This window comes from Bacteroides ovatus (assembly GCF_001314995.1).
GTDB classification, from domain to species: Bacteria; Bacteroidota; Bacteroidia; order Bacteroidales; family Bacteroidaceae; genus Bacteroides; species Bacteroides ovatus.
Genome location: NZ_CP012938.1, coordinates 3,086,032 through 3,111,069, shown reverse-complemented (window position 1 = coordinate 3,111,069; position 25,038 = coordinate 3,086,032). Strand labels below are relative to the sequence as shown.

13 protein-coding genes are annotated in these 25,038 nt (G+C 46.7%); all 13 read left to right on the top strand.

The genetic code is table 11. The annotated features are described in order from the left end of the window. Nucleotides 1-82: 82 nt before the first annotated feature. The 13 genes from Bovatus_RS12330 to Bovatus_RS12275 all read left to right on the top strand — a co-directional run bounded on the left by Bovatus_RS12330 (nucleotide 83) and on the right by Bovatus_RS12275 (nucleotide 24,839). Nucleotides 83-2,146 carry an endo-1,4-beta-xylanase gene (locus tag Bovatus_RS12330; protein WP_105096237.1) on the top strand — a complete coding sequence of 688 codons (2,064 nt, stop codon included), beginning with the start codon at nucleotides 83-85 and terminating at the stop codon, nucleotides 2,144-2,146. Nucleotides 2,147-2,179: 33 nt separating this feature from the next. Next, nucleotides 2,180-4,213 (top strand): right-handed parallel beta-helix repeat-containing protein, encoded by a 2,034-nt coding sequence (locus Bovatus_RS12325; RefSeq protein ID WP_004297606.1) that lies wholly within the window; start codon nucleotides 2,180-2,182, stop codon nucleotides 4,211-4,213. 137 nt (nucleotides 4,214-4,350) lie between these two features. Further along, nucleotides 4,351-5,703, top strand: coding sequence for a glycoside hydrolase family 27 protein (locus Bovatus_RS12320; RefSeq protein ID WP_004297605.1), 1,353 nt, complete (start codon nucleotides 4,351-4,353; stop codon nucleotides 5,701-5,703). A 60-nt stretch (nucleotides 5,704-5,763) separates the two neighbouring features. Next, on the top strand, nucleotides 5,764-7,296 hold the full coding sequence (locus Bovatus_RS12315; protein ID WP_070275804.1) for a family 43 glycosylhydrolase: 1,533 nt from the start codon (nucleotides 5,764-5,766) through the stop codon (nucleotides 7,294-7,296). Between the two features lie 31 nt (nucleotides 7,297-7,327). Next, a complete protein-coding gene (locus tag Bovatus_RS12310; RefSeq protein ID WP_004297609.1) occupies nucleotides 7,328-8,026 on the top strand; it encodes a glycosyl hydrolase 115 family protein in 699 nt (232 codons plus the stop codon). A 137-nt stretch (nucleotides 8,027-8,163) separates the two neighbouring features. Beyond that, nucleotides 8,164-9,042, top strand: a complete 879-nt coding sequence (locus Bovatus_RS25670; protein ID WP_004297611.1) for an MG2 domain-containing protein — start codon at nucleotides 8,164-8,166, stop codon at nucleotides 9,040-9,042. Next, nucleotides 8,997-10,571: a Plug domain-containing protein gene (locus Bovatus_RS12305; RefSeq protein WP_224440849.1), complete on the top strand. Its 1,575-nt coding sequence runs from the start codon at nucleotides 8,997-8,999 to the stop codon at nucleotides 10,569-10,571. Before Bovatus_RS25670 ends, Bovatus_RS12305 begins: the two co-directional genes overlap by 46 nt. Nucleotides 10,572-10,655: 84 nt before the next feature. After that, nucleotides 10,656-12,626 (top strand): hypothetical protein, encoded by a 1,971-nt coding sequence (locus Bovatus_RS12300; protein WP_105096238.1) that lies wholly within the window; start codon nucleotides 10,656-10,658, stop codon nucleotides 12,624-12,626. Between the two features lie 21 nt (nucleotides 12,627-12,647). Beyond that, complete coding sequence (locus Bovatus_RS12295; protein ID WP_004297616.1) at nucleotides 12,648-14,762, top strand: alpha-L-fucosidase; 2,115 nt, start codon at nucleotides 12,648-12,650, stop codon at nucleotides 14,760-14,762. A gap of 12 nt (nucleotides 14,763-14,774) precedes the next feature. Next, complete coding sequence (locus Bovatus_RS12290) at nucleotides 14,775-17,192, top strand: glycoside hydrolase family 31 protein (protein ID WP_059365514.1); 2,418 nt, start codon at nucleotides 14,775-14,777, stop codon at nucleotides 17,190-17,192. Nucleotides 17,193-17,219: 27 nt separating this feature from the next. Next, nucleotides 17,220-19,784 carry a beta-galactosidase GalB gene (galB, locus tag Bovatus_RS12285; RefSeq protein WP_004297819.1) on the top strand — a complete coding sequence of 855 codons (2,565 nt, stop codon included), beginning with the start codon at nucleotides 17,220-17,222 and terminating at the stop codon, nucleotides 19,782-19,784. A 67-nt stretch (nucleotides 19,785-19,851) separates the two neighbouring features. After that, nucleotides 19,852-22,437, top strand: a complete 2,586-nt coding sequence (locus Bovatus_RS12280) for a glycoside hydrolase family 31 protein (RefSeq protein WP_004297818.1) — start codon at nucleotides 19,852-19,854, stop codon at nucleotides 22,435-22,437. Continuing rightward, entirely contained in the window at nucleotides 22,434-24,839 is a 2,406-nt protein-coding gene (locus Bovatus_RS12275; protein WP_004297817.1) for a glycoside hydrolase family 127 protein, read from the top strand. The genes Bovatus_RS12280 and Bovatus_RS12275 overlap by 4 nt, the downstream gene beginning before the upstream one ends. Nucleotides 24,840-25,038 lie beyond the last annotated feature (199 nt).

Genomic DNA, 25,038 nt, shown 5'->3' with positions numbered 1-25,038 from the left:
ACAACTTAACCGCTACACCGGGGTGGCTATGGACAATGGCAAACCTCGGGTAGTGGTATATTTTTAAACTTAAAAGCTGATTATGAACAATACAAAATCGCTTATAGCTATGTTTCTCTTGTCATTTATGGTGCTTTCCTGTACTGATGACGACAAGGATGTGATGGACGAATCGGGCGGATCTCAGAGTTTGTTTTTTGCCGAAGAGGGCTTGATGGTTTCTACGACAGGTGGTGATGTGGTTGCTACTGTCAATTGGAGCAATACAACGTGGCGAATAGAATATGACGAGCAAGAGAATGCAGTCGTATCAAGTTTGTCGCAAAGTGCTGGAGGTAGCTTATCGGGTAGTGGACAAACTGCTGTGACGATACGATGTTTGGACAATCCCACAGGTAAAAATCGCTCACAATCAATCTATCTGGTGGCAGAGGCTAATAAAGAACGTATACCTCTATTACTTACTCAGCCGGGTGACTATCTGAACTCGTTAGCTCCCTTGAAAAGCTATGTGAATCGCACTACCGACCCTGACTTTAAGCTGGGTACTGGTGTAAATGCCGCAAATTTCTTAAAGCAAGACATCGTGTACACGTTGACTCGCTCTAATTTTGATGAAATGACAGCCGGCAATGCCATGAAGTATGGCTCGGTAGTTCAGTCGGACGGCACAATGGACTTTACGAGGGTGAAGAACTTTGTACAATTGGCCGAGCGGTCGAATATGTCGGTCTATGGACATGTGCTTTGCTGGCATGCGCAAACACGCAAGGACTATCTCTATAGCTTGATAGAACCTGAATTTATTCCCGGAGAGCATAAATCGGGTAAGTATATCATCGACTTTGAAAGCGACAATGTGGGTGTATCTTACCCGATGACCGGTAATAGTAGTGCAATTGTAGAGGCCGATCCTGATAATGAATCGGGCAGTGTGTTGCATGTAGGTAACGATGAAGTAGCTGCTCAACGCTCTTATCCAAAGTTTGAGGTAACGTTGCCTGAAGGTACGAAACTGGGAGATTACCTCACTTTATCAGTTGATTTCCGAGGGAATTGGAATAAGGGTCAAACAGGTTCCGGTATGAGATTCGGTATTAACGAGAACTCTCCATCGAAGAAATTTAATACCCCAGCCGGTTTTGGTTGTCCCGATGGAAAATGGGGCAGAGGATTAATCAAAATCAATATGTCCGATTTGAATTTGACTGAAGAACAAAAGGAATTGACCGAATTTACACTTCTTTTAGGCTCTGAAACCGGAACGGGCAATTATTACATCGACAACATCACAATGGATTGGAGTATCACTACCGGTGATCAAACTATAGTGAAGGACCCACAAGAGAAAGTGCGGATTCTGAGCGATGCGCTGGAACGTTGGATGGCAGGTATGATCGATGCCTGTGGCGGTTACGTGAAAACATGGGAACTACTGAACGAACCCATGCAGGATTGGCCTGATCCGACCCAACTGAAGACTGGCATGAAAGATGGAGTGGATGTGAATAAGGATAATACCCAAAACTCCAATTTTTATTGGCAAGACTTCCTCGGTAAAGATTATGCAGTGAAAGCTCTTGAATTTGCTCGTAAGCATGGCGGTGAAGATATCAAACTATTTGTTAATGAATATGGACTGGAGGGTATAGGTAGCAAGAAATTGCAAGGATTCTTGGATTATGTGAAATATATCGATGATACCTATGCGCAAAAGTTCCCCAATAGCCGTGGTGTGGATGGTATTGCTACGCAAATGCATGTAAGTTACTATCTAGATGCGGCCAAGCAGGTAGAGTTTGAGGCTTCGATAGAAAATATGTTCACGAAACTTGCAGCGACTGGTAAACTCGTCAAGATATCCGAATTGGATATGGGCTTAGTGGCTGAAGATGGAACTGATATTATGACTGCCGATGTTACAGAAGAGCAACATCGCAAGATGGCCGATTTCTATACGTTTATTATTAAGAAGTATTTCGAAATAATTCCTCAGCCACAACGTTATGGAATTACACAATGGTGTCAGACGGATGCGCCTGTAACATCAGGATGGCGTGGCGGACAGCCTGTTGGTATTTGGGATCTGGATTATAATCGCAAATTGATATATGAAGGATATGTCAATGGGTTGAAACAGAATTAAGAGATGCAGAGTTTTATTTTAGAATAATAATGTATGAAATATTTTTATCTATTAGGATTGATTGCGGTATTATCATTCGCCGCTTGTTCGGATAATAATGAGGAACTCAACGAGATTGTATTGGGTCATCAGAGTGCTGTATTTGTTGGTGAAAGTGTGGATGTACCATCTACAGGTGGATCGGTGAATGTAACCATTGATTGGAATAATACGGAATGGGAGATAGAATATGAATCGAACGACAATTCTTTTATTTCAAGTCTATCTGCCAATGTCGGCGGCAAAGCTATAGGCGAAGGTCAGACGATAGTCACGATTCAATGTGCTGCCAACACAACCGGTGAAAAACGTAGTCAAAGCATTAATCTGATATCTAAAGCTACAGGCAATCAGGTATCCCTCACCTTGAATCAGCTTGCCGATGGCATAGACGTGAAACTATATCGACGTCTTTATGTGTCACCTTCTGATTCGCAGGAAAAGCCTGACGGATCGTTGGAAAAACCGTTTAAAAAAATATCGGATGCTGCACTCAAAGTGGAAGCCGGTGACACGGTATTGATTGCCGGAGGGACTTATTTTGAGGAAAATATTACTCCCATTACTTCTGGTACTGCCGAAGCAATGATTGTGTTTAAACCTCTTTCGGACAATGATAAGGTGACCATCAAACATCCCGGCAAGCAGTTTACTACTGATGGAACGCCGGTGTTTAACCTCTATCAGCGCAGCTATATATGGGTTGAAGGATTCACATTTAAGAGTTATTATTATTCTGGATGGACTTTTGAAATGAAGGAAGCTAATCATTGTGTGGTTATCAATAATCATTTCGAAGACATAGGTAATGATAAGATTGTGAATACCGGCATCTCATTGATTCGTCTATACAATTCATCCGATAATGTGATTTGCAATAACTATTTTAAGGCTACATATGGCGATGGTGTTGGTATGGGACGTGAGTCCAACAACAACCTGTTGGCAAACAATACTTTTATTGAATTCAAAGGGAAGGCTCGTGGATGGGCAGGTGAAGGCTCATCGTTCACTACTAATATCACACTAGGTGACGAGATGGAATTTGACTCGAACAATCTGATTGCTTTTAATTATTCTACGAAAGGTCGTTCGTTGTTTTGGGCCGACCGTAATGGTAGTGATAATATCATTCTTCGTAATCTTGGTTATGACGCAGGGACGTTTATCTTTGACGAGTCACGCTGCAAACGTAATATCATTCAAGAAAATATAGGTTATAAAATTAATGGTCCTGCTTTCGAAACAGCTAGATATGAGACGGGGTATACCGAGGATGAACGTTTGATCAATAACATTGCATATAAAGCTAGTATAGGCTTTTTCATGTCGAAGTCATGGCGTGCTGTCGTTCGTAACAACATAGCATACCTCTGTAAGGATTATAGCTTTTCGTTTGATGAAACAGCTGCCGCATGTGGTCCGCATATCTTTGAATACAACCTTTGGGGGACTACACAGAATAACGGTAATAATTGCTTGAATTATCTGAACCAAAAGAAACCTGCAAGCTATCTTGTAGAGCAACAGGGTGGTATTAATGGACCTACGGGTGACCCTATGTTTGCCAACCCAGACAATGGCGATTTTACGTTGAAGAGTGGTAGTCCGGCTATCGGGGCCGGTAAGCTTGGCCAGGATTTAGGGGCATTCGCAGTATATCCTCCTACAAGCTATGGATGGAATGAAGAGTGGAAACTGTCGAAGGGCGTATGCGTGAGCTTCTCAAAACCTGTTACCGATTGTGTGGCATTAGGCCAGCATATCGTTTTTGTCAAACTAAGTTCTCCTTCCTCAAAGGCTATTTCTGTAAAGGTTAAGGCCGTAGCAGGTGATGCTCGTCCCTGCATTGATTACACAATGGTCGATGAAATATCTTTTGCTCCGGGTGAAGTGAGTAAAGCAATACTTGTTAATGTTGTGGATAATGGCTTTGATGATAATCAATTGCTATGTCTACAGATAACACAGGTGAATGGCGCACAGATCGGTCCCCGTAATATTCATGCTATTCGCATTGAACGTTAGTAATTTTAAATTCAAGTTTCGCAAGTTCTTGTGTAATCTTCTTGGCTCAATGAATTAATGATGTTACAAAGGGCTTACGGAACTTGAATTATATTATATGACTTGGTTTTTTTTAGAAACTCTAAAAAGAGAATAGAATGAAAAAAATATTCGTTTTATTGATGGTCTTCTGCATGCAGATGGCCTATCAAAGTGCACAAGCGCAATCTAATCAAAAATATTGGAAATATGCTCCCCGACCAGTGCTGGGCTGGAACTCGTGGGACATTTTCGGTACTACCGTCACCGAGCAGCAAGCCAAGGAACAGGCTGACGCCATGGCTCGGTACTTGCTGCCCAGTGGCTATAAGTATTTTACAGTTGATATCCAGTGGTATGAACCCAATTCAAAGGGACATTCATATAAAAAAGGTGCCAAGCTCACTATGGATGAATATGGACGCCTCACACCCGGGTTAAAGAAATTCCCCTCGGCAGCGGGTGGCAAGGGCTTCAAGCCGCTGGCCGATTATGTACACAGTAAAGGCCTGAAGTTCGGTATCCACATCATGCGCGGTATTCCCAAACAAGCTGTAGAACAGAACACTCCTGTATTGGGAACTAACGTCAAGGCACAGGACATTGCCATTACTAAGTCTATCTGCCATTGGAACCCTGATATGTATGGAGTGGATGCTACCAAACCTGAAGGACAGGCCTACTATCAGTCTATCATCCAGATGTACGCCGATTGGGGAGTGGACTTCATTAAGGTGGATGATATTTCTCGTCCGTACAGTGAGATTCAGCAGGCTGAGATAGAAGCCATTCGCAAGGCCATCGACAAAACAGGTCGTGAGATTGTGTTGAGCCTTTCTCCCGGCGCTACGCCTGTGAAAATGGGTAGTCATGTGATGAACCATGCAAATCAATGGCGCATTACTGACGACTTCTGGGACAAATGGGACCATCTCTATGCCATGTTTGAGCGCCTTGATGTGTGGACTCCTTATCGTGGCGAGGGGCATTTTCCTGATGCGGACATGTTGCCCATTGGCTATGTGAGCTTTGGTCGTACCACCCGCTTCACTCCTAATGAACAATACACCTTGATGAGCCTTTGGACTATCGGTCGTTCTCCATTGATTTTTGGTGGTGATATGACTCGTCTTGATGACTTCACTAAGGAGTTGCTTACTAACCCCGAGATGCTAAAGGTCAACCAGCAGAGCACCAACAACCGCCAATTCTCTCGTGAGAATAACCTCATTGTGTGGGTGGCTGACATTCCGGGTAGTAAGGACAAGTATGTAGCTTTCTTCAATGCGCAAGGCAAGGAATCGAGTGACGCTATCGTATCTGAAATAAGCATCGACCTCACCCAACTGGGCTTTAAGAAGAAGGTGAAAGTGCGCGACCTTTGGCAACACAAAGATCTTGGCAAGTTCAAGGGTAGCTTTAGCCAAAAAATCAAACGACATGGCGCAGGGCTGTACCGTATTATCTATTAAGCAACTTGTGTATTATATCTATATAGCCCTTTTCGTCTTTCTAATCTAAACATAATAGTTATGCATTATCAATTGAATATGATTTGGTACCTCTTGTGTTATTTTTTTGTTTGTTCTTCTGTAGAGGCACAGCCTACTACTTCTATTGGTCAAACAAATGATAAGCTGATACCCATTCTTCGGGGCGATTACGCAGATCCTTCGATTATGCGGGATGGTAATGATTACTATATGACGCATTCTTCGTTTGATTATCTACCCGGCTTGACTGTACTTCATTCTACAGATTTGCTTCACTGGACTCCAGTCAGCTATGCGTTGAAAGAGCGTTTGGGTTCTGTTTGGGCTCCGGATATTACAAAGTGTGGTGATAAATATTATATATATTTTACTGTAGCTGGTCAGCCGAGTGGGGGTAATTATGTAGTCTGGGCTAATTCACCCTTTGGACCTTGGAGTAATCCTATTAATCTCCATGTGAAACACATCGATCCTGGTCATGCGGTTGATAAAGAAGGTAAGCGCTGGCTATTCCTAAGCGGTGGGCATCGAGTTAAGTTAAGAGATGATGGCTTAGCTATAGATGGACCCGTTGAAAAGGTATACGAAGGTTGGACTTTTCCTGAGGATTGGGTGGTGACTGGCTTTGGATTAGAAGCTCCTAAGGTAAGGCGCATTGGTGACTATTACTATTTGATGTGTGCACAGGGAGGTACCATGGGACCGCCTACAGCTCATATGTCCGTGTTGGCTCGATCTAAATCCATCAATGGTCCATGGGAAAATTCACCTTATAACCCAGTAGTACATACTTGGAACTATGAGGAGAAGTGGTGGAACAAGGGGCATGGTTCACTCATAGATACTCCGCAAGGTGAATGGTATATAGTTTATCATGCTTATGAAAAAGACTATGTCAATCTAGGACGTCAAACTTTAATAGAACCTTTAGAAATGACTTCAGATGGATGGCTGAGGCTGAAAAAAGGAAAATGTTCCATTGGTAAAGCGATGAAGCAACTGGAGCGTATGCCACTCAAGGATTATAGTATGTATCAGCATCTATCAGAGTTTAGGGTTGGAAAAGAATGGCGTTTTTACCAAGATTATGATGCTAGTCGCTATTCGAATTATGGTGAATCTGTTACTATCAAGGGCAAAGGAGATAGTCCTTATCATTCTTCGCCTTTGCTTTTTGTGGCTGGTTGTCACTCTTATGAATTAGAGGTAGAGATAGAATTAAGTGGGAAAGCCATTGCAGGATTGGTCGTTTGGTACAATAACCAATATATGGTAGGCTCTGGTATTAGTCAAACTAAGCGCTATTCTTATCGTCGTACAGTTGCTACAGGTCGCGGCTTACATCCTGCTACCCGACGCGTATGGCTTCGGCTAAAAAATGACCGGAACTCCATCTCAGGCAGTTATAGCCTTGATGGCAAGACTTGGAAGCGAGATGCTTGGGGAATGGAAGTTTCTGGTTTTGATAACAATACGCTGGGTGGCTTTATGAGTGTCTTACCAGGCATTTTTGTTTGTGGTGAAGGTGAAGCTACCTTTAGGCATTTTAAATTTATGCCTATTAATAATTAATCTATCTTCCTAAAAATAAAATCAATAAATCATGAACAGAAAACAGTTATTACTATTGTGTGCTCTTTGGATGTCAATTGCTTTTCCTGTCTTAGCTATCGACCACCCAGGTATCACTACAAATACGCTGCGTAGCGGAGCCTTTACGCTGTTGCAAGATGCTAAACCTACGCCCATTCTCATGGATGCGGCCGATCAGAAAGGTATCAACATTGCCGTGACTAATCTGGCTGAGGATTTCCGTCGTGTTAGCGGTACTCAAGCTGAAGTGCTTTCTACACCTCGCACGAATCGTTTTATCTTGGTAGGTAGCTTAGAGAGTAAGTATATTCAGCAACTTGTTAAGAACGACAAGCTCGATGTCAAGATGCTACAGGGTAAAAATGAACAGTATCTCATTACCTGTGTCAAGCAGCCCTTTGAAGATGTTGAAGAAGCTTTGGTTATAGTGGGGAGTGACCGTCGTGGCACCATTTATGGAACCTATGAATTGTCGGAACAGATTGGTGTATCACCTTGGTATTGGTGGGCCGATGTACCTGTGGTGAAACAGCAGAATCTCGCCATCGAGCGTGGCAACTATACCGCTGGCGAACCTGCCGTGAAATACCGTGGTCTCTTCTTTAACGATGAGGCTCCTTGCCTCACCAACTGGGTGAAGCAAGCCTTTGGCACCAACTACGGTGGCCATGAGTTCTATGCCAAATGCTTTGAGCTCATCCGTGTTTGAAAAGATTGTAGTGGATTACGGTGGTTACAAGCCTGCCTACCTCTTTGGCGATGAGTCACCTTATAGTCGTTCTGTTACCGACTATTAAATGAAAGCCGTGACATATTGTTTTTATAAGCATTAAATTACTGATAACTATGAACAGAATAGGGCTTCCACTTTTTACGCTTCTCTTCATGCTCTGTATACCACTTGGCGCGCAACAGGTTTTACGGGATGCTATATTCTACTATCTTGGACAAGAGATGGTTGGTTTTCCGCAAGAGAAAATGAGCATTCATACTGACCGCCCTTCTTACTTGGCAGGTGAGCGTATTTGGTTTAGAACCCATCTGGTAGATGCGCTACAGATGAAGCAAGCTAATGCGAGTCGTTATGTGTATGTAGAGTTGATTGACCCTGCCGCACAACTCGTGAAGCGTATCAAGTTGAGGCCCGATTCTTTGGGTTATTTCCATGGTTATTTTGATGTTCAAGAAGAACTGCCTGAAGGGTATTATACCCTTCGGGCTTACACGCAATTTATGCGTAATGTAGGAACGGATTATTTCGCTCATAAACAGGTGCTTATCTCTACGCCGGCTACGCAAGATCTTACTCCTCATGTCCGGCTGATAGAACAAGGTAGCAGTGTGGCTACTGTCATTCATTTTAGTTCTGTAGGATATGCAGATACGTTAGTTCCACAGGAAGCTACTATCTTTCCGAAAGGTACGCTTGAGGAGGATGGCATTCGCTTAAAGTTTCGTGACGGTGTGGCAAAATTTGCTTTCCGTAAGTGGGAGGTGAATGAACAACGTACTTTTCTGCTTCAAACGGTATATAATAACAAGGTAGCCAGTCGCTTCCTGTCTCTTCCTACAGATACCACTCGTTTTGCTGTCAGCTTTTTCCCCGAAGGAGGTTCTGCTATCGTGGGTTGTAATACGCTGTCGGACTGGCTGCTCGTTGGACTGGCGATTTTTTGCGGTTGTCTTTATTACAGCCTGCTGCTGAATCTAGGCAACGTCCGTTGACTCTGGTAGCGCAGCTCAGAGGGCTGGTTTTATATGCAAACCCTTGGGATTATAACCAGCCAAAAATTACATTCGAGCGTAGTTTCTTTCCTGCCGGTATCACGCATTTGATGCTGATTGATGATAAAAAGAACATAGTCAGTGAACGACTGGTCTTTAATATGCGTGCTGATGTGAAGGCTGACCTCACTGCTGCAACAGACAAGCCTGCTTATGAGCCTCGACAAAAAGTGAATTTAGCACTTACGTTGAAAGATGCGTTAGGACATCCGTTGAAAGGTAACTTTTCTTTGTCCGTGGTGGATGGCCATGATGTGAAGCCTGACTCAACGCAGAACATCCTTTCCGATTTGTTGCTGACTTCTGATTTACGTGGTTATATCGAGCAACCTCTTTCTTATTTTCAAGGGAATAAATTACAGTCACATCAGTTGGATTTACTCATGATGACTCAAGGTTGGAGAAGATATAATATCCCTGAAGTGGTGAAAGGAAATGTTACGGAAAAACTATCCTATCCGCTTGAAACCAGCGATGTGGTGAAGGGTAGGGTAGAAGGCTTTCTCAAAGGACTGAAAGATGCTAATCTGACACTCTTGGCCATCCGAGATTCATTGTTGGGTACTCATGTAGCAATCCCGGATAAGGATGGTTATTTCAGTTTCGACCAAATGGAATATCCGGAACGTACCAAATACATCATTCAAGCACTTAAATCCAAACGAGGAAGTGCAGGTGTTTTCTTGACACTTGATTCTGTCATTTCTCCTGCACAACCGCAATTGAAACTATTACAGCCACGTACACCTCTGCTTGCCGAGCGTAATTATGTGATGAAAATGGATCAAAAATATACGTTGGAGAATGGAATGCGTGTGTATAACTTGGGTGAAATATTGGTCACGGCCCGTCGTAAAAGTAATACAGCTGGTGACTCTCCCTATTATTCGGCCAATGTGTCCAGAGTCATTTCACGGAAAGACATAGAAAAAGGAAACTTCAGTTCTGTGCTTGATATGGTTCGTCTGTTGCCGGGTGTGGCGGTGATAGGTTCGGAAGTAACCTATCGCGGACAGCCTACATTGGTAATATTGGATAATATGCCTGAGGAGAATTTTGATTATGAACGGTTGATACCTGATGATGTGGGTGACTTGTTTTTTGCTCCCCCTACCACGGTGGGACCTGTCTTTGGCGGTCGGGGTGCCAATGGAGCCATTGTTATCAATACCCGTAGAGGTTTTGTAGAAAAAAATACGGTGAATAATAATATGGCTATAGTGCGCCCCATCGGCTATCAGCAGTCTGTAGAGTTTTACTCTCCGGTCTATGATACTCCCGAAAAACTCAAATCAACCAAGCCCGATTTGCGCTCTACTATCTATTGGAATCCGGCTGTAACAACAGACGAACATGGCGAGGCGCATATATCTTTCTATACGGCTGATTCTTCTTCACGGTATCGTCTGGCGGTGGAAGGTGTTAGTGCTATAGGAGCGATTATCTGTAGTGAACAAGATTTATTTTGAACAATCTATAATTTATTATTAAATCCAATGAGAAGAATAAATGCGATATTTGTAGTATTGATTACATGGTTCTTGACAGTTCCCATGTGTGTAGTGGCTCAGAATGCAAATCCTTATCTGCCCCTGTGGGAGCATTTGCCTGATGGAGAGCCTCATGTCTTTGAAGATCCCGATCAACCCGGTAAATATCGGGTATATATCATAGGGTCTCATGATGTAAGATTTACGGGTTATTGTGGTGCTGATATCCATGCGTGGTCTGCTGCCGTGGATGATTTGACGAATTGGCGTGATGAAGGTCCTATTTTTACGTATAAAGTTGATGGTAAATGGGATGTGATGTTTGCCCCTGACCTTGTGGAAGTGAAACGCAAGGATGGAATTAAGGAATATTACCTGTATCCACATAGTTGTGGTCGTGGGCGTGTGGCGATGGTGGCCAAAGGAAGTCGTCCTGATGGTCCTTTTACGCCCATTAACCTGACGGCTGACGGAACACGTACTACTGAAGGTAGCGTGATTGGATTTGACCCATCGGTGTATGTGGAGTATGTGACTGATCCCAAGGATCCTGATTATGAGGTTGGATTCAGGGCTTACGCCTATTGGGGCTTTCAAAAATCATCGGTAGCTGAGCTTGACCAAAACACCATGTGTACAGTTCGTCCTGGTACGGAGGTAGTGAAATCATTGATTCCTGCCAGTACCCGTTATGGCGAGTTGCGTAGAGAATCTGACAAGGAATCTCCTTATATTTATCAGGGGGAAGACTTGGGGCGATTCAATTTCTTCGAGGCTTCCTCTATCCGTAAGGTGGGCAATAAGTATTTGATGATATACAGTGGTTATTCAGGTCCTGATTATGGCTTGGGTAGTACCAACTCATCGCTCCGCTATGCTTATGGTGATACTCCGCTGGGACCATGGAGGGCTGGTGGCGTGCTGGTGGATTCTCGCGCACCGGTATTGAACAAAGAGGGTAATGCTCTGCAGACAACCAATGCCGGGCACAATACGCATGGCAGCATTGAACAGATTAATGGGCAATGGTATGTGTTTTATCATCGTCCTCCTCGTGGTTTTGGTAACGCGCGTCAGAGTATGGTGGCTCCCATCAACATAGAATGTGATAAGCGTTCGGTGGCTGATGGTGGAAAAGTGGTGATTACGGCTTTTGATCCATATGCTAAAAATAAGGAGTGGAGTGCAATGGCCAGCAATGGTGATTCCTATCGAGGAGCCGAGGTGACCTCTGAGGGCTTTAATATCTTTGGTCTGGACCCTTACCAATTTTATTCAGCCGGATATGCTTGCTATTTGAGTAATGGGCAAACCATGCAAGACTCTTGGGATATTTGGGATAACCATGCTCCTTGTACCAACGTGAAACATGGTGATGTCATTGGTTATAAGTATTTTGGATTTGGTGGGCTCAAAAAAGATAAATTGGGACTCAAGGCTTTTGCGGGTACTCGCAAAGGAAATCAGACTAAGCTCAGTATCTTCTTGGCTCCTTTGGTGAAGGATGGCTTCAAGGTGAGTGTGTGGATAGATGGTCCTTGGGACAACGCTGCATGGAAAGGACGCAAACTGGGTGAGATAGAGGTGCCTGCCGGTTCTGCCTCTTCTATACAAGAGTTTACATTGGATGTCTCTTCTTATGTGGATGGTTTGAAGGGCAAGCATGCTATCTATTTGGTGGCTGAAGGGAAACCTCATACAGCACTTTATGATTTCATCGGTCTAGGGTTTGGCAGTAAATATCAGAAACTGATTCGCCACATCGCTCCTGAAGTACAAATCTATGTGGATGGTAAAGCGGCTGAAATGCCGAAGTATCCAGTGCGTTCAACGGCTGAAAATGGTATTACTGGGTATAATCATTATTTGGTGCAAGTTGATGCAACGGACACTTCTCGAAATCCGGTAATTACAGCGAAAGCTACATCACCCGAGGTGAGCATAAAGATAACTCAGCCCTCTGCTTCTAAGGATGGCATGGTAGAATGCTGCTATAAGGGTGTGGTGAAGTACTTCGCAGTGAGAAGTAAATAGTTATCAAAAACTATAAAAAGAATGATACGCAGGAAAGTTTTCTTATTGACCGCCATCGCTATGATGGCTATAGCGAGCGGAAGTGTGTATGCCCAGAGCGGATTGGAAGCTGTAGGCCCTGTTCCCAACACCATGCAATTGGAGTGGCAGCGGATGGAGCAGTATGCCTTCATCCATTTCTCGATAAACACTTATACCGACCAGGAGTGGGGTGACGGAAGTAACGATCCGAAACTCTTTAACCCCACGGAGTTAGATTGCCGACAGTGGGCGCGGGTATGCAAGGAGTCGGGGCTGAAGGGGGTGATACTTACGGCGAAACATCACGACGGATTCTGCCTGTGGCCGTCGAAGTATACCGAATACTCGGTGAAGAACTCGCCATGGCGCGAGGGACGGGGCGATTTGGTAAGGGAACTGTCGGATGCTTGTCGGGAGTTCGGATTGAAGTTCGGAGTGTATCTCTCGCCGTGGGATCGAAACCGAGCCGATTATGGACGCCCCTCTTACGTGGAATACTTCCGCAACCAGTTGACGGAGCTATTGACCAATTATGGCGACGTGTTTGAAGTATGGTTCGACGGGGCCAACGGTGGATGGGGATATTACGGTGGAGCGAGGGAGAATCGCGTGATAGACCGTGCGACATATTACGATTGGCCGGGAACAATAGAGCTGATACGCAAGCTACAACCGAATGCGATAATATGGAACGAGGCAGGACCTGACATCCGCTGGTGCGGTAATGAGGGAGGTTCTATAGGTGAAACCAACTGGAGCCGATTTGACGCTCATGAGTTTGTGCCGGGTACAGCAGATACGGATGTGCTGCGTTTTGGACGAGAGATGGGAACGGACTGGGTACCGGGCGAGGTGAACGTGTCGATACGTCCTGGATGGTTTTACCATACGTATGAGGACTCAAAAGTAAAGTCACTGTCGCAACTGCTCAACATATACTATAATTCCGTGGGGCGCAACGCTACATGGCTACTCAACTTTCCAATAGACCGCCGCGGACTCATTCATGAGAACGATGTCAAAGCAATGAAGGAACTGAAGGTAACGCTCGACCAGACCTTTGCAGATAATCTTGCACGAAAGACAAAGGCGACAGCCGACAGCGAGCTTAGTTCAAAATACAGCGCGGCAAAAGCCATCGATGGCAAGGCCGACACTTATTGGACGGCAGCAGACGGTAAGAAACCCGTCGCCATCACTCTGAAGTTCAAGAGACCGACAACTGTAAACAGACTGCTCATTCAGGAGTATATACAGCTGGGACAGAGAGTGAAATCATTCAAGGTAGAAGCTCTTGTCAGCAATGCAGCCGTTGACGGACATTTGCCTAAGCAAGAGTGGAAGGAATTGGCTCGCGAGACGACCATCGGATATAAGCGAATACTGAGATTTGGCACGGTGAAGGCGGATGCGCTGCGCATCAGCATAGATGACAGCGATGGCACGCCACTTTTATCTAATGTAGAGTTATACAATGCTCCGCAGATTCTCCATGCTCCGGCAGTGACGAGAGGTAAGGATGGCGAGGTGGTGATCATTCCATCAGACCATGAGTCGGCGGTATTCTACACGCTTGATGGAACGGTACCCACACGTTCGTCGCGGCGATACACTGGTCCTGTACCGACAGAGGGTAGGGTAAGCGTAAAAGCGATTTCCGTCGATGAAACAACTGGCAGGGAGAGTGCCATAAGTGCGGAGTCATTTGATATCTCACACAAGAAGTGGGCAGTAATCTCTGCCGACCGTAATGCAGTATGGGCTATTGACGGTAATCACGGCAGCAACTGGCATCAGCGCGGAGCGATGCCTGCTGACTTGACGATTGACCTCGGCGAGAAAGTGGAGATGCGCGGCTTCCGCTATCTGCCCGACCAAAGCGCCCTTTTCGCCTCAGGCTTCATCACATTTTATGAATTTTACGTATCTGACAACGGCAGTAACTGGCGGAAAGTGACTGAAGGCGAATTCTCTAACATCCGCAATAACCCCGCAGCGTGGCATACCGTGGAGTTCGCCCCGGTGAAAGCCCGTTATGTGAGGCTGAGAGCCAAGGCGAACAGTAGTAATGACAATGTGGCGGGATATTCGGAATTTGATATCATAACGAATTAATGAAAAATAAATATGAGAAAATTTTGTTTTTTACTCTGTTTGCTGGCAGGGACAAGTGAAGCGGCCACTTATACAGTGAAAGTGGGGCAAGGACAAGTCAAGGTGGAATGGTATGCCGACGGTGTGGTGCGAGTGGTGAAGACACCTACTACGGCGGAGTTTGTAAGGAAAAGCCTCGCAGTGACTGCCGCTCCGAAGGACATTAAAGTCAAGGTAAAGGAGACGCAGGACACACTGTTCCTCTCGGACAGCCGCATACAGATTGCAGTGGCAAAACACAGTGGTGAGATTGTTTATCGCATGGCGAAGCGTGCAGAGATTGTTAGGGAAGCATCGGAAGCAGTGTTCACTTCGGTAGATGACGCTGGGCGTAAGTCGTGGAAAGTGAAGCAGGGATTCAGGTTAGAGAAAGACGAGGCTATATATGGTCTCGGCATATTGCAAAACGGAAAGATGTCACAGCGGGGAGTAAACAGACAGTTGCGACCGGGAAATACAGAGGACGGTGTGCTGTTCTTCCAGTCGGAAAAAGGATACGGAATATATTGGGATAATTATTCGCCTACAAATATTTCTGATAAAGGCACTGAAGTTGCTTTCTCGTCGGAAGTGGGCGATGCCGTAGACTATTATTTTATATATGGAGGTAATGCCGATGGAGTGGTGTCGGGCGTTCGTGAACTTACGGGCGATGTACCAATGCTGCCACTGTGGTCGTATGGATTTATGCAGAGCCGTGAGAGATATAAAAGTCAGCAGGAATTGCTTGATGTGCTTCATCGTTATCGTAAGGATGGAGTACCGATAGACTGTATGATTCAGGACTGGCAGTATTGGGGAAACAACTATCTGTGGAACGCTATGGAGTTTATGAGCGAGTCGTTTCCAAATCCTAAGGCGATGATTGACGAGGTCCATGCACAGAATGCTAAATGTATGATTTCTATTTGGTCGTCGTTTGGACCGATGACGAAGCCTTACCGCCAGCTTGATGAGAAAGGACTGTTGTTTGACATAAAGACATGGCCGCAGTCGGGCATCAGTCATCAGTGGCCTCCACGTCAGGATTATCCGAGTGGTGTAAGGGTGTATAACTGCTATTCTTCGGAAGCTCGTGATATATATTGGGAGAATCTGAAGCGCATCTACGATCTTGGAATGGACGGCTGGTGGATGGACAGTACAGAACCTGACCACTTCAATTGGCAACCAGCGGATTTCGACCGACAGACAGGTATGGGCAGCTATCGCAGTGTGTTGTGCGCCTTTCCGCTGATGACCGTTGGCGGTGTGTACGACCATCAGCGTGCTGAGAGCGACAGTTCACGTGTGTTTATACTTACTCGTTCATGCACCTTTGGTCAGCAGCGTTATGGTGCTAATGTGTGGAGCGGCGATGTAGTGTCTACATGGGATATGCTTAGAAAGCAGGTTCCCGCAGGGTTGAATTTTTCACTTACCGGCAATCCTAATTTTAATTCTGACCTCGGTGGATTTTTCGCCGGTTCATACAACCGTTCGTGGAAAGGTAAGCCTGCCTACGAGAATCCCGCCTATCATGAGCTTTATGCCCGTTGGACACAGCAGGGAGTGTTTACTCCAATGATGCGCAGTCATGGTGCAGACGTACCTCGCGAGTTGTATTATTATGGTAAGGCAGGCGAACCTGTTTATGATGCCCTCCTAGGAGCGATAAAGTTGCGTTATCGTCTCTTGCCTTATGTTTATAGCACGTCATGGAGCGTGAGTAAGCGGCGTGATACGTTTATGCGTGCCTTGGTGATGGACTTCCCTACTGACACAAAGGCTAAGAGTCTCAACGATGAGTATATGTTCGGTCGCGCCATCCTTGCCACTCCTATACTCAATGCGCAGTACACGCCGGAGGTTGTTCGCCACGATGCCGATGCTAATGCGGGATGGGACAAAAATACGGGGAGGACCCAAATGAATGCAATGGAAAATGTGGATTTCAGCCATCCCTCGGAGCATACAGTCTATCTGCCCGCCGGCAGCCGATGGTATTATTTCCATAACGACAAGGTATACGATGGAGGTCAGGACGTGAAACTTGAGATTCCGTTCAGCGAGATTCCTTTCTTCATCCGTGGTGGTTCGATATTGCCGATAGGCCCTGATGTACAGTATAGTGGCGAGAAGGTGTGGGATAATCTTGAGATACGTGTTTATCCCGGAGCTAATGCCGAGTTTACGCTATATGAAGATCGTGGTGACGGCTATGACTATGAACAGGGCAAATACAGCGAGATTCCCATGACATGGAACAACCGCACACGCACGCTCACGATACACAACCGCCGAGGTTCATTCCGTGGCATGACTGCTAAGAAAACATTCAGGGTGACGTTGCCGGATAGTAAACAAAAGACGGTAGATTACAATGGCAAGAAAATCGCTATAAAGCTATAACAAGTGAAGTTAACGATATAAGAAAATATGAGAAGATTTTTTTATTTCAAATTGCTATTTATGGCAATTATGCTGCTGGTTGGCACTGATGCGGTCGCAACGAACAAGACACTGACACGCAACGGACAACCGGCTTGCGAGAGTTTTAATGACAACTGGCGTTTCTGCCGCTATGGCCTACAGCCTGATGGAGGGCGAATTGATGAACCTAAGGGACTGGAAAAGCCGGCTTTTGATGACAGTCGATGGAGGAAATTGGAGTTGCCACACGATTGGGCTATCGAAGGACCGTTCCGTATAGAACTGGCGGGAGAGATGGGAAAACTGCCTTACAAGGCCATCGGATGGTATAGGAAGAATTTCACTTTAGACAAGAGCGATGCAGGACGGAGGATATATATTGACTTTGATGGTGCGATGTGTTATACCGAGGTATGGGTGAATGGGACGTTCGTGGGCGAATGGCCGTATGGATACAATTCATTCCGTTTCGACCTTACGCCATACGTGAAGTTCGGCGAAGACAATCTTATAGCCGTGAAATTGAACACAGAGAAGTTTGACTCTCGCTGGTATTCGGGAGCGGGAATCTACCGCAACGTATGGTTGACGAAGACCGAACAGGTGCATGTCGGGCATTGGGGGACATTCGTGACTACTCCTGAGGTGAGCACCGTTGCGGCGAAGGTGAATGTAGAGACAACAATAGAAAACCATACATCGGTGGTGAAGACTGTCAGTGTGGAAACAAGCATATATGTTTTGGATGCTGATGACCGTCTGCGTGGCAGGGCGGCACGATTGGAGAATAAAGAAGTGGCGGTGAGAGCTAACGGCAGCATGAAAGTGAACATCGGAGGCGAGATAAAGAGTCCCAAGTTATGGGAAGTGGACTCGCCCAACCGCTATGCGGCTGTCACACGATTATATACAGACGGAAAGCTGATTGACGAATACCGCACCGCCTTTGGCGTGCGTACCATTGAGTTTACGGCTCGCGACGGGTTTAAACTCAACGGAAAGGTGACGGTGATAAAGGGCACGTGCAACCACCACGACCTTGGGGCTCTGGGCGCAGCGTTTAATCTGAGTGCGCTGAAACGACAGTTCCGCATACTGCGCGAGATGGGGGACAACGCTCTACGATGCTCGCATAATCCGCCGGCTCCGGAGTTTTTGCATTTGGCAGACAAGATGGGATTTCTCGTGATGGACGAAGCCTTCGACGCATGGGCGGCAGGCAAGCGTAAAAGTGATTACGCCCGTATGTATGAGCAGTGGCATGAAAAGGATTTGAAGGCGATGATACATCGAGACCGCAACCATCCATGTGTCGTGCTGTGGTCGATAGGCAACGAGGTGATAGAGCAGCGCGGGGTGGAGATAACGAAACACCTTGCCGACATCGCCCGCCGCGAAGATTCGACCCGTCCGCTGACTGCGGGATATAACGACCCTGACGGAGCGCGTGACGTGGGAGCACCGCTGTCGCTCGACGTGATGGGAATAAACTATTTCTACGGCGGGCAGGAGCGATTTGAGAAAGACCCACGATACAAGGATATGCCGACACTGTGCGCAGAGACTTCGTCACAGGTAAGCACTCGTGGTTTTTACACTTTTAATTACGATCGCGATGCATTGCAGAACTATCAGATTTCGTCTTACGACTACCGTCACAAGGGACAGCTGAACACGGGATGGATGTGTCCGCCCGACGCTATGTTCCGCATGTTTGAGGAGAAGCCTCACCTGATGGGTGAGTTTGTGTGGACGGGATTTGACTATTTGGGTGAGCCTACGCCGTATAATTCTGACGAGACGGTATTGACCAACTATCGCCATGACAAGGCGAAGCAGGCTGAGGTGGCTAAGGAACTGGAGGAACTGAGAAAAAAGACTCCGCCATCACGCAGCAGTTACTTCGGCATTGTGGACTTGGCGGGATTTCCGAAAGACCGATATTATCTCTATCAGTCGCACTGGCGGCCTGACTATCCGATGGCTCACATCCTGCCTCACTGGACTTGGCCAGAGAGAGTGGGGCAAAAAGTTCCGGTGCATGTATATACATCGGGGGATGAGGCGGAGCTGTTCCTAAACGGCAAGAGCCTCGGACGCAAGAAGAAGGTGGCGCGACAAGATTATCGACTGGTGTGGCATGACGTGGCGTACGAGCCGGGCGAGATAAAGGTGGTTGCATATAAGGACGGCAAGGAGTGGGCGACGGCTGTGCAGCGCACAGCATTGGAAGCTGCCACTCTGCAACTCTCTGCTGATCGCAACAAGATAACATGTGATGGCAAGGATCTCGCTTTCATCACGCTGAAGGTCTGCGATGCGCAGGGTACACTTGTGCCACGAAGCGATGCGACGGTGAAGTTCTCTGTGGAGGGACCTGCTGAAATCATCGCCACCGACAATGGTGACGCCACGTCGTTTGAGTCGTTTCAGTCACCGCAGCGCAAGGCGTTTAACGGAATGGCGCTCGCAATAGTACGGACAAAGAAAGGCGAGACGGGAACAATCCGAGTGAAAGCCGAAAGTAACGGATTGCAGGCTGGCGAGGTGATAATAAAATCGAGGAAGTAAGCGGGGGCATAAAGACGATATTCCGCAATCAAAAAGAATACGAAATAACAGTTTATTATTAAGCACTATGAAAATAAAGAATATATTTCTGCTATGTCTTCTCGGCTCGGCAATGCCGGTTGATGCTGCCGCCAATAAGGTGGAGATAAAACGTGAGGGCGGAAATATCGTAATGCTTCCGATGAACGACAACGCAATCAGAATACAAGTGGCCGGCTCGGTTGGTGTGCAGCCCGATGAACTGATATATGTGAACAAAGTGGAAAACGTGAAATATTCTGTCTGTGAACGTGGTGGCACGACTACGTTGAAAGTTAAGAATATGACGGCCGTATATGACGCTGCCACCGATGCCATTGCATTCACCGATGCGAAGGGGAAGGTGTTGCTCAAAGAAATCTCCCACGGACGAACAATGAGAGAATCGGAGGTGCAAGGAGAAGCAACCACCGCTGTCGCTCAGCGATTCTTCTCGCCTGCAGACGAATATCTTTTCGGTACGGGACAGTTTCAGGATGGATATGTCAATGTGCGCGGTCTTTCTCGTCGGCTCACTCAGGTGAATACCCAGATTTCCATCCCGTTCGTTTTGTCGAACAAAGGCTACGCTCTGCTGTGGAACAACTACGGTCTCACGGAGTTCAATCCCGCCTCTCAGTCTAAGGTTCTGAATCCTGTGGAATGCATGGGCAAGACAATCACCGTCGATGTCACCTCCACCAAAGGCAACAAGAAAGAGACGCGCAACATCAACGCTTTTGAGGCGGAGATAGAGGTGGCGGAAACAGGAGAATATTCCATACTGATGGATGTTGGCCAGAGGATGGCACGCAAACATAAGGTAATTATAGACGGCAAGACTATGGTGGATATCAACAATCTGTGGCTGCCGCCCACAACATCTTTCATGACCCGACTCACGAAGGGTCGTCACAAGGTGGTGGTCGAGGGTGAGAAGCGCGACAAGCCTACTGTATACTGGAGAAAGAACATCAATGAAACGGAATTGCGATCGCCAGTATCCACCGGCATCGACTACACGGTGTTCGCAGGCAGTCCCGATGAGGTGATAGCCAGTTACCGACAGCTCTCGGGCAATGCTCCGATGATGCCGTTATGGGCGATGGGCTACATCCACTGCCGCGAGCGATACAAGACGCAGCAGGAGTTGCTGGAGAATGCCAAGGAATTTCGTAAGCGCGACATCCCTATCGACATGATTGTACAGGACTGGCAATACTGGGGAAAATACGGTTGGAACGCCATGCGATTTGATGAAGAGAATTATCCCGATCCGGCACAAATGGTGAGGGAGTTGCACAATGAGAATATCCGATTGATGATTTCCGTTTGGGCGAAAGTGGACGAGGAATCGGCTGTCGGAGCGAAAGCAAAAGAGCTGGGATATCTGTTGCCAGGAATAGACTGGGTGGACTTCTTCAATTCCAAGGCTGCCGACTACTACTGGGCGAATTTCAGTAACGGACTGCTCAAACCATACGGTATCGATGCATGGTGGCAGGACGCCACTGAACCAGAGAACGATGACCTGCAGGGACGGCGGATAAACAACCAGCAGTGGCCGGGTGAGGTGTACCGTAATGCGTTCCCGATGTTTGTCAACCGCACTGTGTTCACCGGACTGAGAAAGGATGCTCCCGAGAAGCGAGTGATGATACTCACTCGTAGCGGATTTCCCGGACTACAGCGTTATGCCGCTGCTACATGGTCGGGCGACGTTGGTCACGATTGGGAGACTCTGCGCCGACAAATAGCGGGCGGACTAGGACAGATGGCAGCCGGACTGCCTTGGTGGACTTTTGATGCGGGAGGATTTTTCCGTCCGTGGAACCAATACGAAAGCCCGGAGTATCACGAGATGTTTCTGCGCTGGCTTCAGGTGGGAGCATTTCTGCCGCTGATGCGAGTGCACGGATATATGAGCGACACCGAGCCATGGCGTTACGGCGAGCTGGTGGAGAGGGTAGCTCGAAAATACATCACCCTTCGTTATTCGCTCATGCCTTACATTTATAGCAATGCCGCTCGCGTCACCAACGAAGGTTACACCATTATGCGACCGTTGGTGATGGACTTCCCCGATGATGAGCATGCGCTGCAACAGAAGTACGAATATATGTTTGGCTCGTCGTTGCTTGTTTCTCCAATAGTTGAGCCAAACGTCAATAGCTGGACGACTTATCTCCCTAAGTCCTCCGACTGGTATGACTTCCGCACCGGCAAGCGTTACTCCGGCGGCACATCTGTGACAACCACTGAGAGCATTGAGACGATGCCCGTCTTCGTCCGATCCGGCTCCATTATCCTTATGGCTCAAGGCAAGCGTTATGCCGCCGACAAGTCAGCCGCTCCGCTTACCATTCGCATCTATCCTGGCAGAGACTGCACCTTCTCATTCTACGAAGATGATGGAGAAACCTACAACTGCGAGCGCGGCGAACGCTCCCTCATCCAGTTCACGTGGAGTGAGTCCAAGCAGCAGCTCACCATCGCCAAGCGTGAAGGACAGTATAAGGGAATGCCCGAAAACCGGACGTTCATAGTGATGTTCCCCGACGGACAGCAGAAGGCAGTGAAGTATTTTGGGAAAAAAACAATAATGAGAAAAAACAATAACATTATAATAATATGATTAACAAGAAACTGATAACAACCGTTCTCTGCCTTTGTCCGGCTTTCGTCAGCATGACCCATGCTCAGGACAAACTCTATCCCGAACTCTTTCCGCTGAGTGATGTGCAACTGCTTGACGGACCATTTAAACATGCCCAAGATCTCAACCGCAGCGTACTACTGGAATATGACGTTGACAGACTATTGGCTCCGTTCCTCATCGAGGCCGGATTGAAACCTAAAGCTGAAAAATTCCCCAACTGGCCGGGGCTGGATGGCCATGTGGCTGGTCACTATCTCTCCGCCATGGCGATGAACTACAGAGCCGGAGATGGCGAGGAGTTCAAGCGGAGGATGGAATATATGCTCAGCGAACTGTACAAATGCCAGCAAGCCAATGGTGACGGATACATTGGCGGTATTCCCAATGGTAAGGCGGGATGGAAGGAGATAAAGAAAGGAAATGTTGGCATAATATGGAAATATTGGGCTCCTTGGTACAATCTCCACAAACTCTATGCCGGACTACGCGATGCATGGCTCTATGCCGATAGTGAATTGGCAAAGAAGATGTTCTTGGATTACTGTGACTGGGGAATCGGTGTAATTAGCGGTCTCAACGATGAACAGATGGAGCAGATGCTTAACAATGAGTTTGGCGGTATGAACGAAGTGTTTGCCGATGCATATCAAATCTCGGGCGACACGAAATATCTCGATGCGGCGAAGCGATTTTCTCATAAATGGCTGTTTGAGAGCATGCGTGACGGAAAAGATAATCTCGACAATAAGCACGCCAACACCCAGGTGCCGAAAGCTGTCGGCTATCAGCGTGTAGCAGAACTGAGTGTCCAAGCGAAGCGCAGCGGCGATGCGGTAGACTACACTCGTGCGGCCTATTTCTTTTGGCAGACGGTCACAGCCAACCGATCACTCGCTTTCGGCGGCAACAGCCGTCGCGAACATTTCCCTGACGATGCTGATTATCTGAGTTATGTAGATGACCGCGAGGGACCGGAGTCATGCAACACCTACAATATGCTTCGGCTCACTGAAGGATTATTCAGAAAGGATCCTAAAGCAGCTTATGCCGATTTTTATGAACGCGCCTTGTTCAACCACATTCTTTCCACCCAGCATCCTGTTCACGGCGGATATGTCTATTTCACTCCCGCTCGTCCCGCCCACTACCGTGTTTACTCCGCTCCTAACGAGGCGATGTGGTGTTGCGTGGGTACCGGTATGGAAAACCATGGTAAGTATGGCGAGTTTATTTACGCCCACACTGGAGATTCGCTCTATGTCAACCTCTTCATCTCCTCGCGACTCGAATGGAAGAAGCGGAGGATCAGTCTAACACAGACTACTTCGTTTCCTAATGAAGGCAAAACGTGTCTCACCATCACAGCGAAGAAAAGCACGAAATTTCCATTGTTCGTACGTAAGCCGGGCTGGGTGGGCGATGGTAAGGTAATTATCACCGTCAACGGGAAAAGTATTGAGACAACAACCGCTGCCAACAGCTATTATACGATTAACAGAAAGTGGAAGAACGGCGATGTTGTGGAGGTGCAGATGCCGATGAATATACGTATTGAAGAATTGAAGCATCATCCCGAATACATAGCCATTATGCGTGGACCAATACTCCTGGGAGCTAACGTTGGGAAAGAAAACCTCAACGGTCTTGTTGCCAGCGACCACCGTTGGGGGCACATAGCTCACGGTCCGTTAGTATCTCTGTTCGACACACCGATGATTATCGGTGACAGAGAGAAAATTCTTCAGAAACTAAGTCAGATGAAACCCGTGGCAGGCAAGCCATGTACATTCACTGTGCCGGGTCTTTTTGAGGATAAGTATGCCGAGCTTGAGCTTCAGCCTTTCGCCTCTCTCCACGACTGCCGATATATGATATATTGGTTATCAATGTCCGACAGCCAATACCGCAGCTATCAAGCGGAGAAGAAGGATGCAGAAAAGAAGCGATTGCAACTAGACGCAAGAACGGTGGATATGGTGACCTGTGGTGAGCAACAGCCGGAGATTGACCACAATGTGAAGAGCAACCGATCTGGTACAGGCAATACTCATGGAGCCGCATGGCGCAAAGCCAATAACGATGGATATTTTACCTATGAGTTATCTACCAACGGCAAGGCCACCCTTTCGCTCTGTGTCACTTACTGGGGAAATGAAAACGGTAACTGTCGGTTCTCCATCCTTATTAACGATCAGCTCCTCACCAACGAAAATCTGCAAAACAAATGGAACTCTGACAAGTTTATGACTGTAGAGTACCCCATACCTACTCAGATGCTCAAAGGCAAACAGCAAGTGAGTGTCACATTCAAGTCGCAGAAGGGTACTACTGCCGGACCTATTTACAGCCTGCGCCTGCTAAACCAACAATGGGAATAAAGTATTAGATACAGAGATAGCGCCAGTAAACGGTGTGAAAGACATCTATTTTGTATGTCGCGGCAAAGCTCTGAAAGACATCATGTTTTTTGACTATTGGACATTCTCGGAATAAAGATGACACTAATGATAGGATTTCATATTTTTGCACACACTGAATATAAATATAAGTATAGAACCTATGAATTAAAGTATTTAT

Bases quoted from the DNA above. Each gene is read 5' to 3' on its own strand.
- Bovatus_RS12330 (WP_105096237.1), top strand. From the start codon at position 83: ATGAACAATACAAAATCGCTTATAGCTATGTTTCTCTTGTCATTTATG.
- Bovatus_RS12325 (WP_004297606.1), top strand. From the start codon at position 2,180: ATGAAATATTTTTATCTATTAGGATTGATTGCGGTATTATCATTCGCC.
- Bovatus_RS12320 (WP_004297605.1), top strand. From the start codon at position 4,351: ATGAAAAAAATATTCGTTTTATTGATGGTCTTCTGCATGCAGATGGCC.
- Bovatus_RS12315 (WP_070275804.1), top strand. From the start codon at position 5,764: ATGCATTATCAATTGAATATGATTTGGTACCTCTTGTGTTATTTTTTT.
- Bovatus_RS12310 (WP_004297609.1), top strand. From the start codon at position 7,328: ATGAACAGAAAACAGTTATTACTATTGTGTGCTCTTTGGATGTCAATT.
- Bovatus_RS25670 (WP_004297611.1), top strand. From the start codon at position 8,164: ATGAACAGAATAGGGCTTCCACTTTTTACGCTTCTCTTCATGCTCTGT.
- Bovatus_RS12300 (WP_105096238.1), top strand. From the start codon at position 10,656: ATGTGTGTAGTGGCTCAGAATGCAAATCCTTATCTGCCCCTGTGGGAG.
- Bovatus_RS12295 (WP_004297616.1), top strand. From the start codon at position 12,648: ATGATACGCAGGAAAGTTTTCTTATTGACCGCCATCGCTATGATGGCT.
- Bovatus_RS12290 (WP_059365514.1), top strand. From the start codon at position 14,775: ATGAGAAAATTTTGTTTTTTACTCTGTTTGCTGGCAGGGACAAGTGAA.
- galB (WP_004297819.1), top strand. From the start codon at position 17,220: ATGAGAAGATTTTTTTATTTCAAATTGCTATTTATGGCAATTATGCTG.
- Bovatus_RS12280 (WP_004297818.1), top strand. From the start codon at position 19,852: ATGAAAATAAAGAATATATTTCTGCTATGTCTTCTCGGCTCGGCAATG.
- Bovatus_RS12275 (WP_004297817.1), top strand. From the start codon at position 22,434: ATGATTAACAAGAAACTGATAACAACCGTTCTCTGCCTTTGTCCGGCT.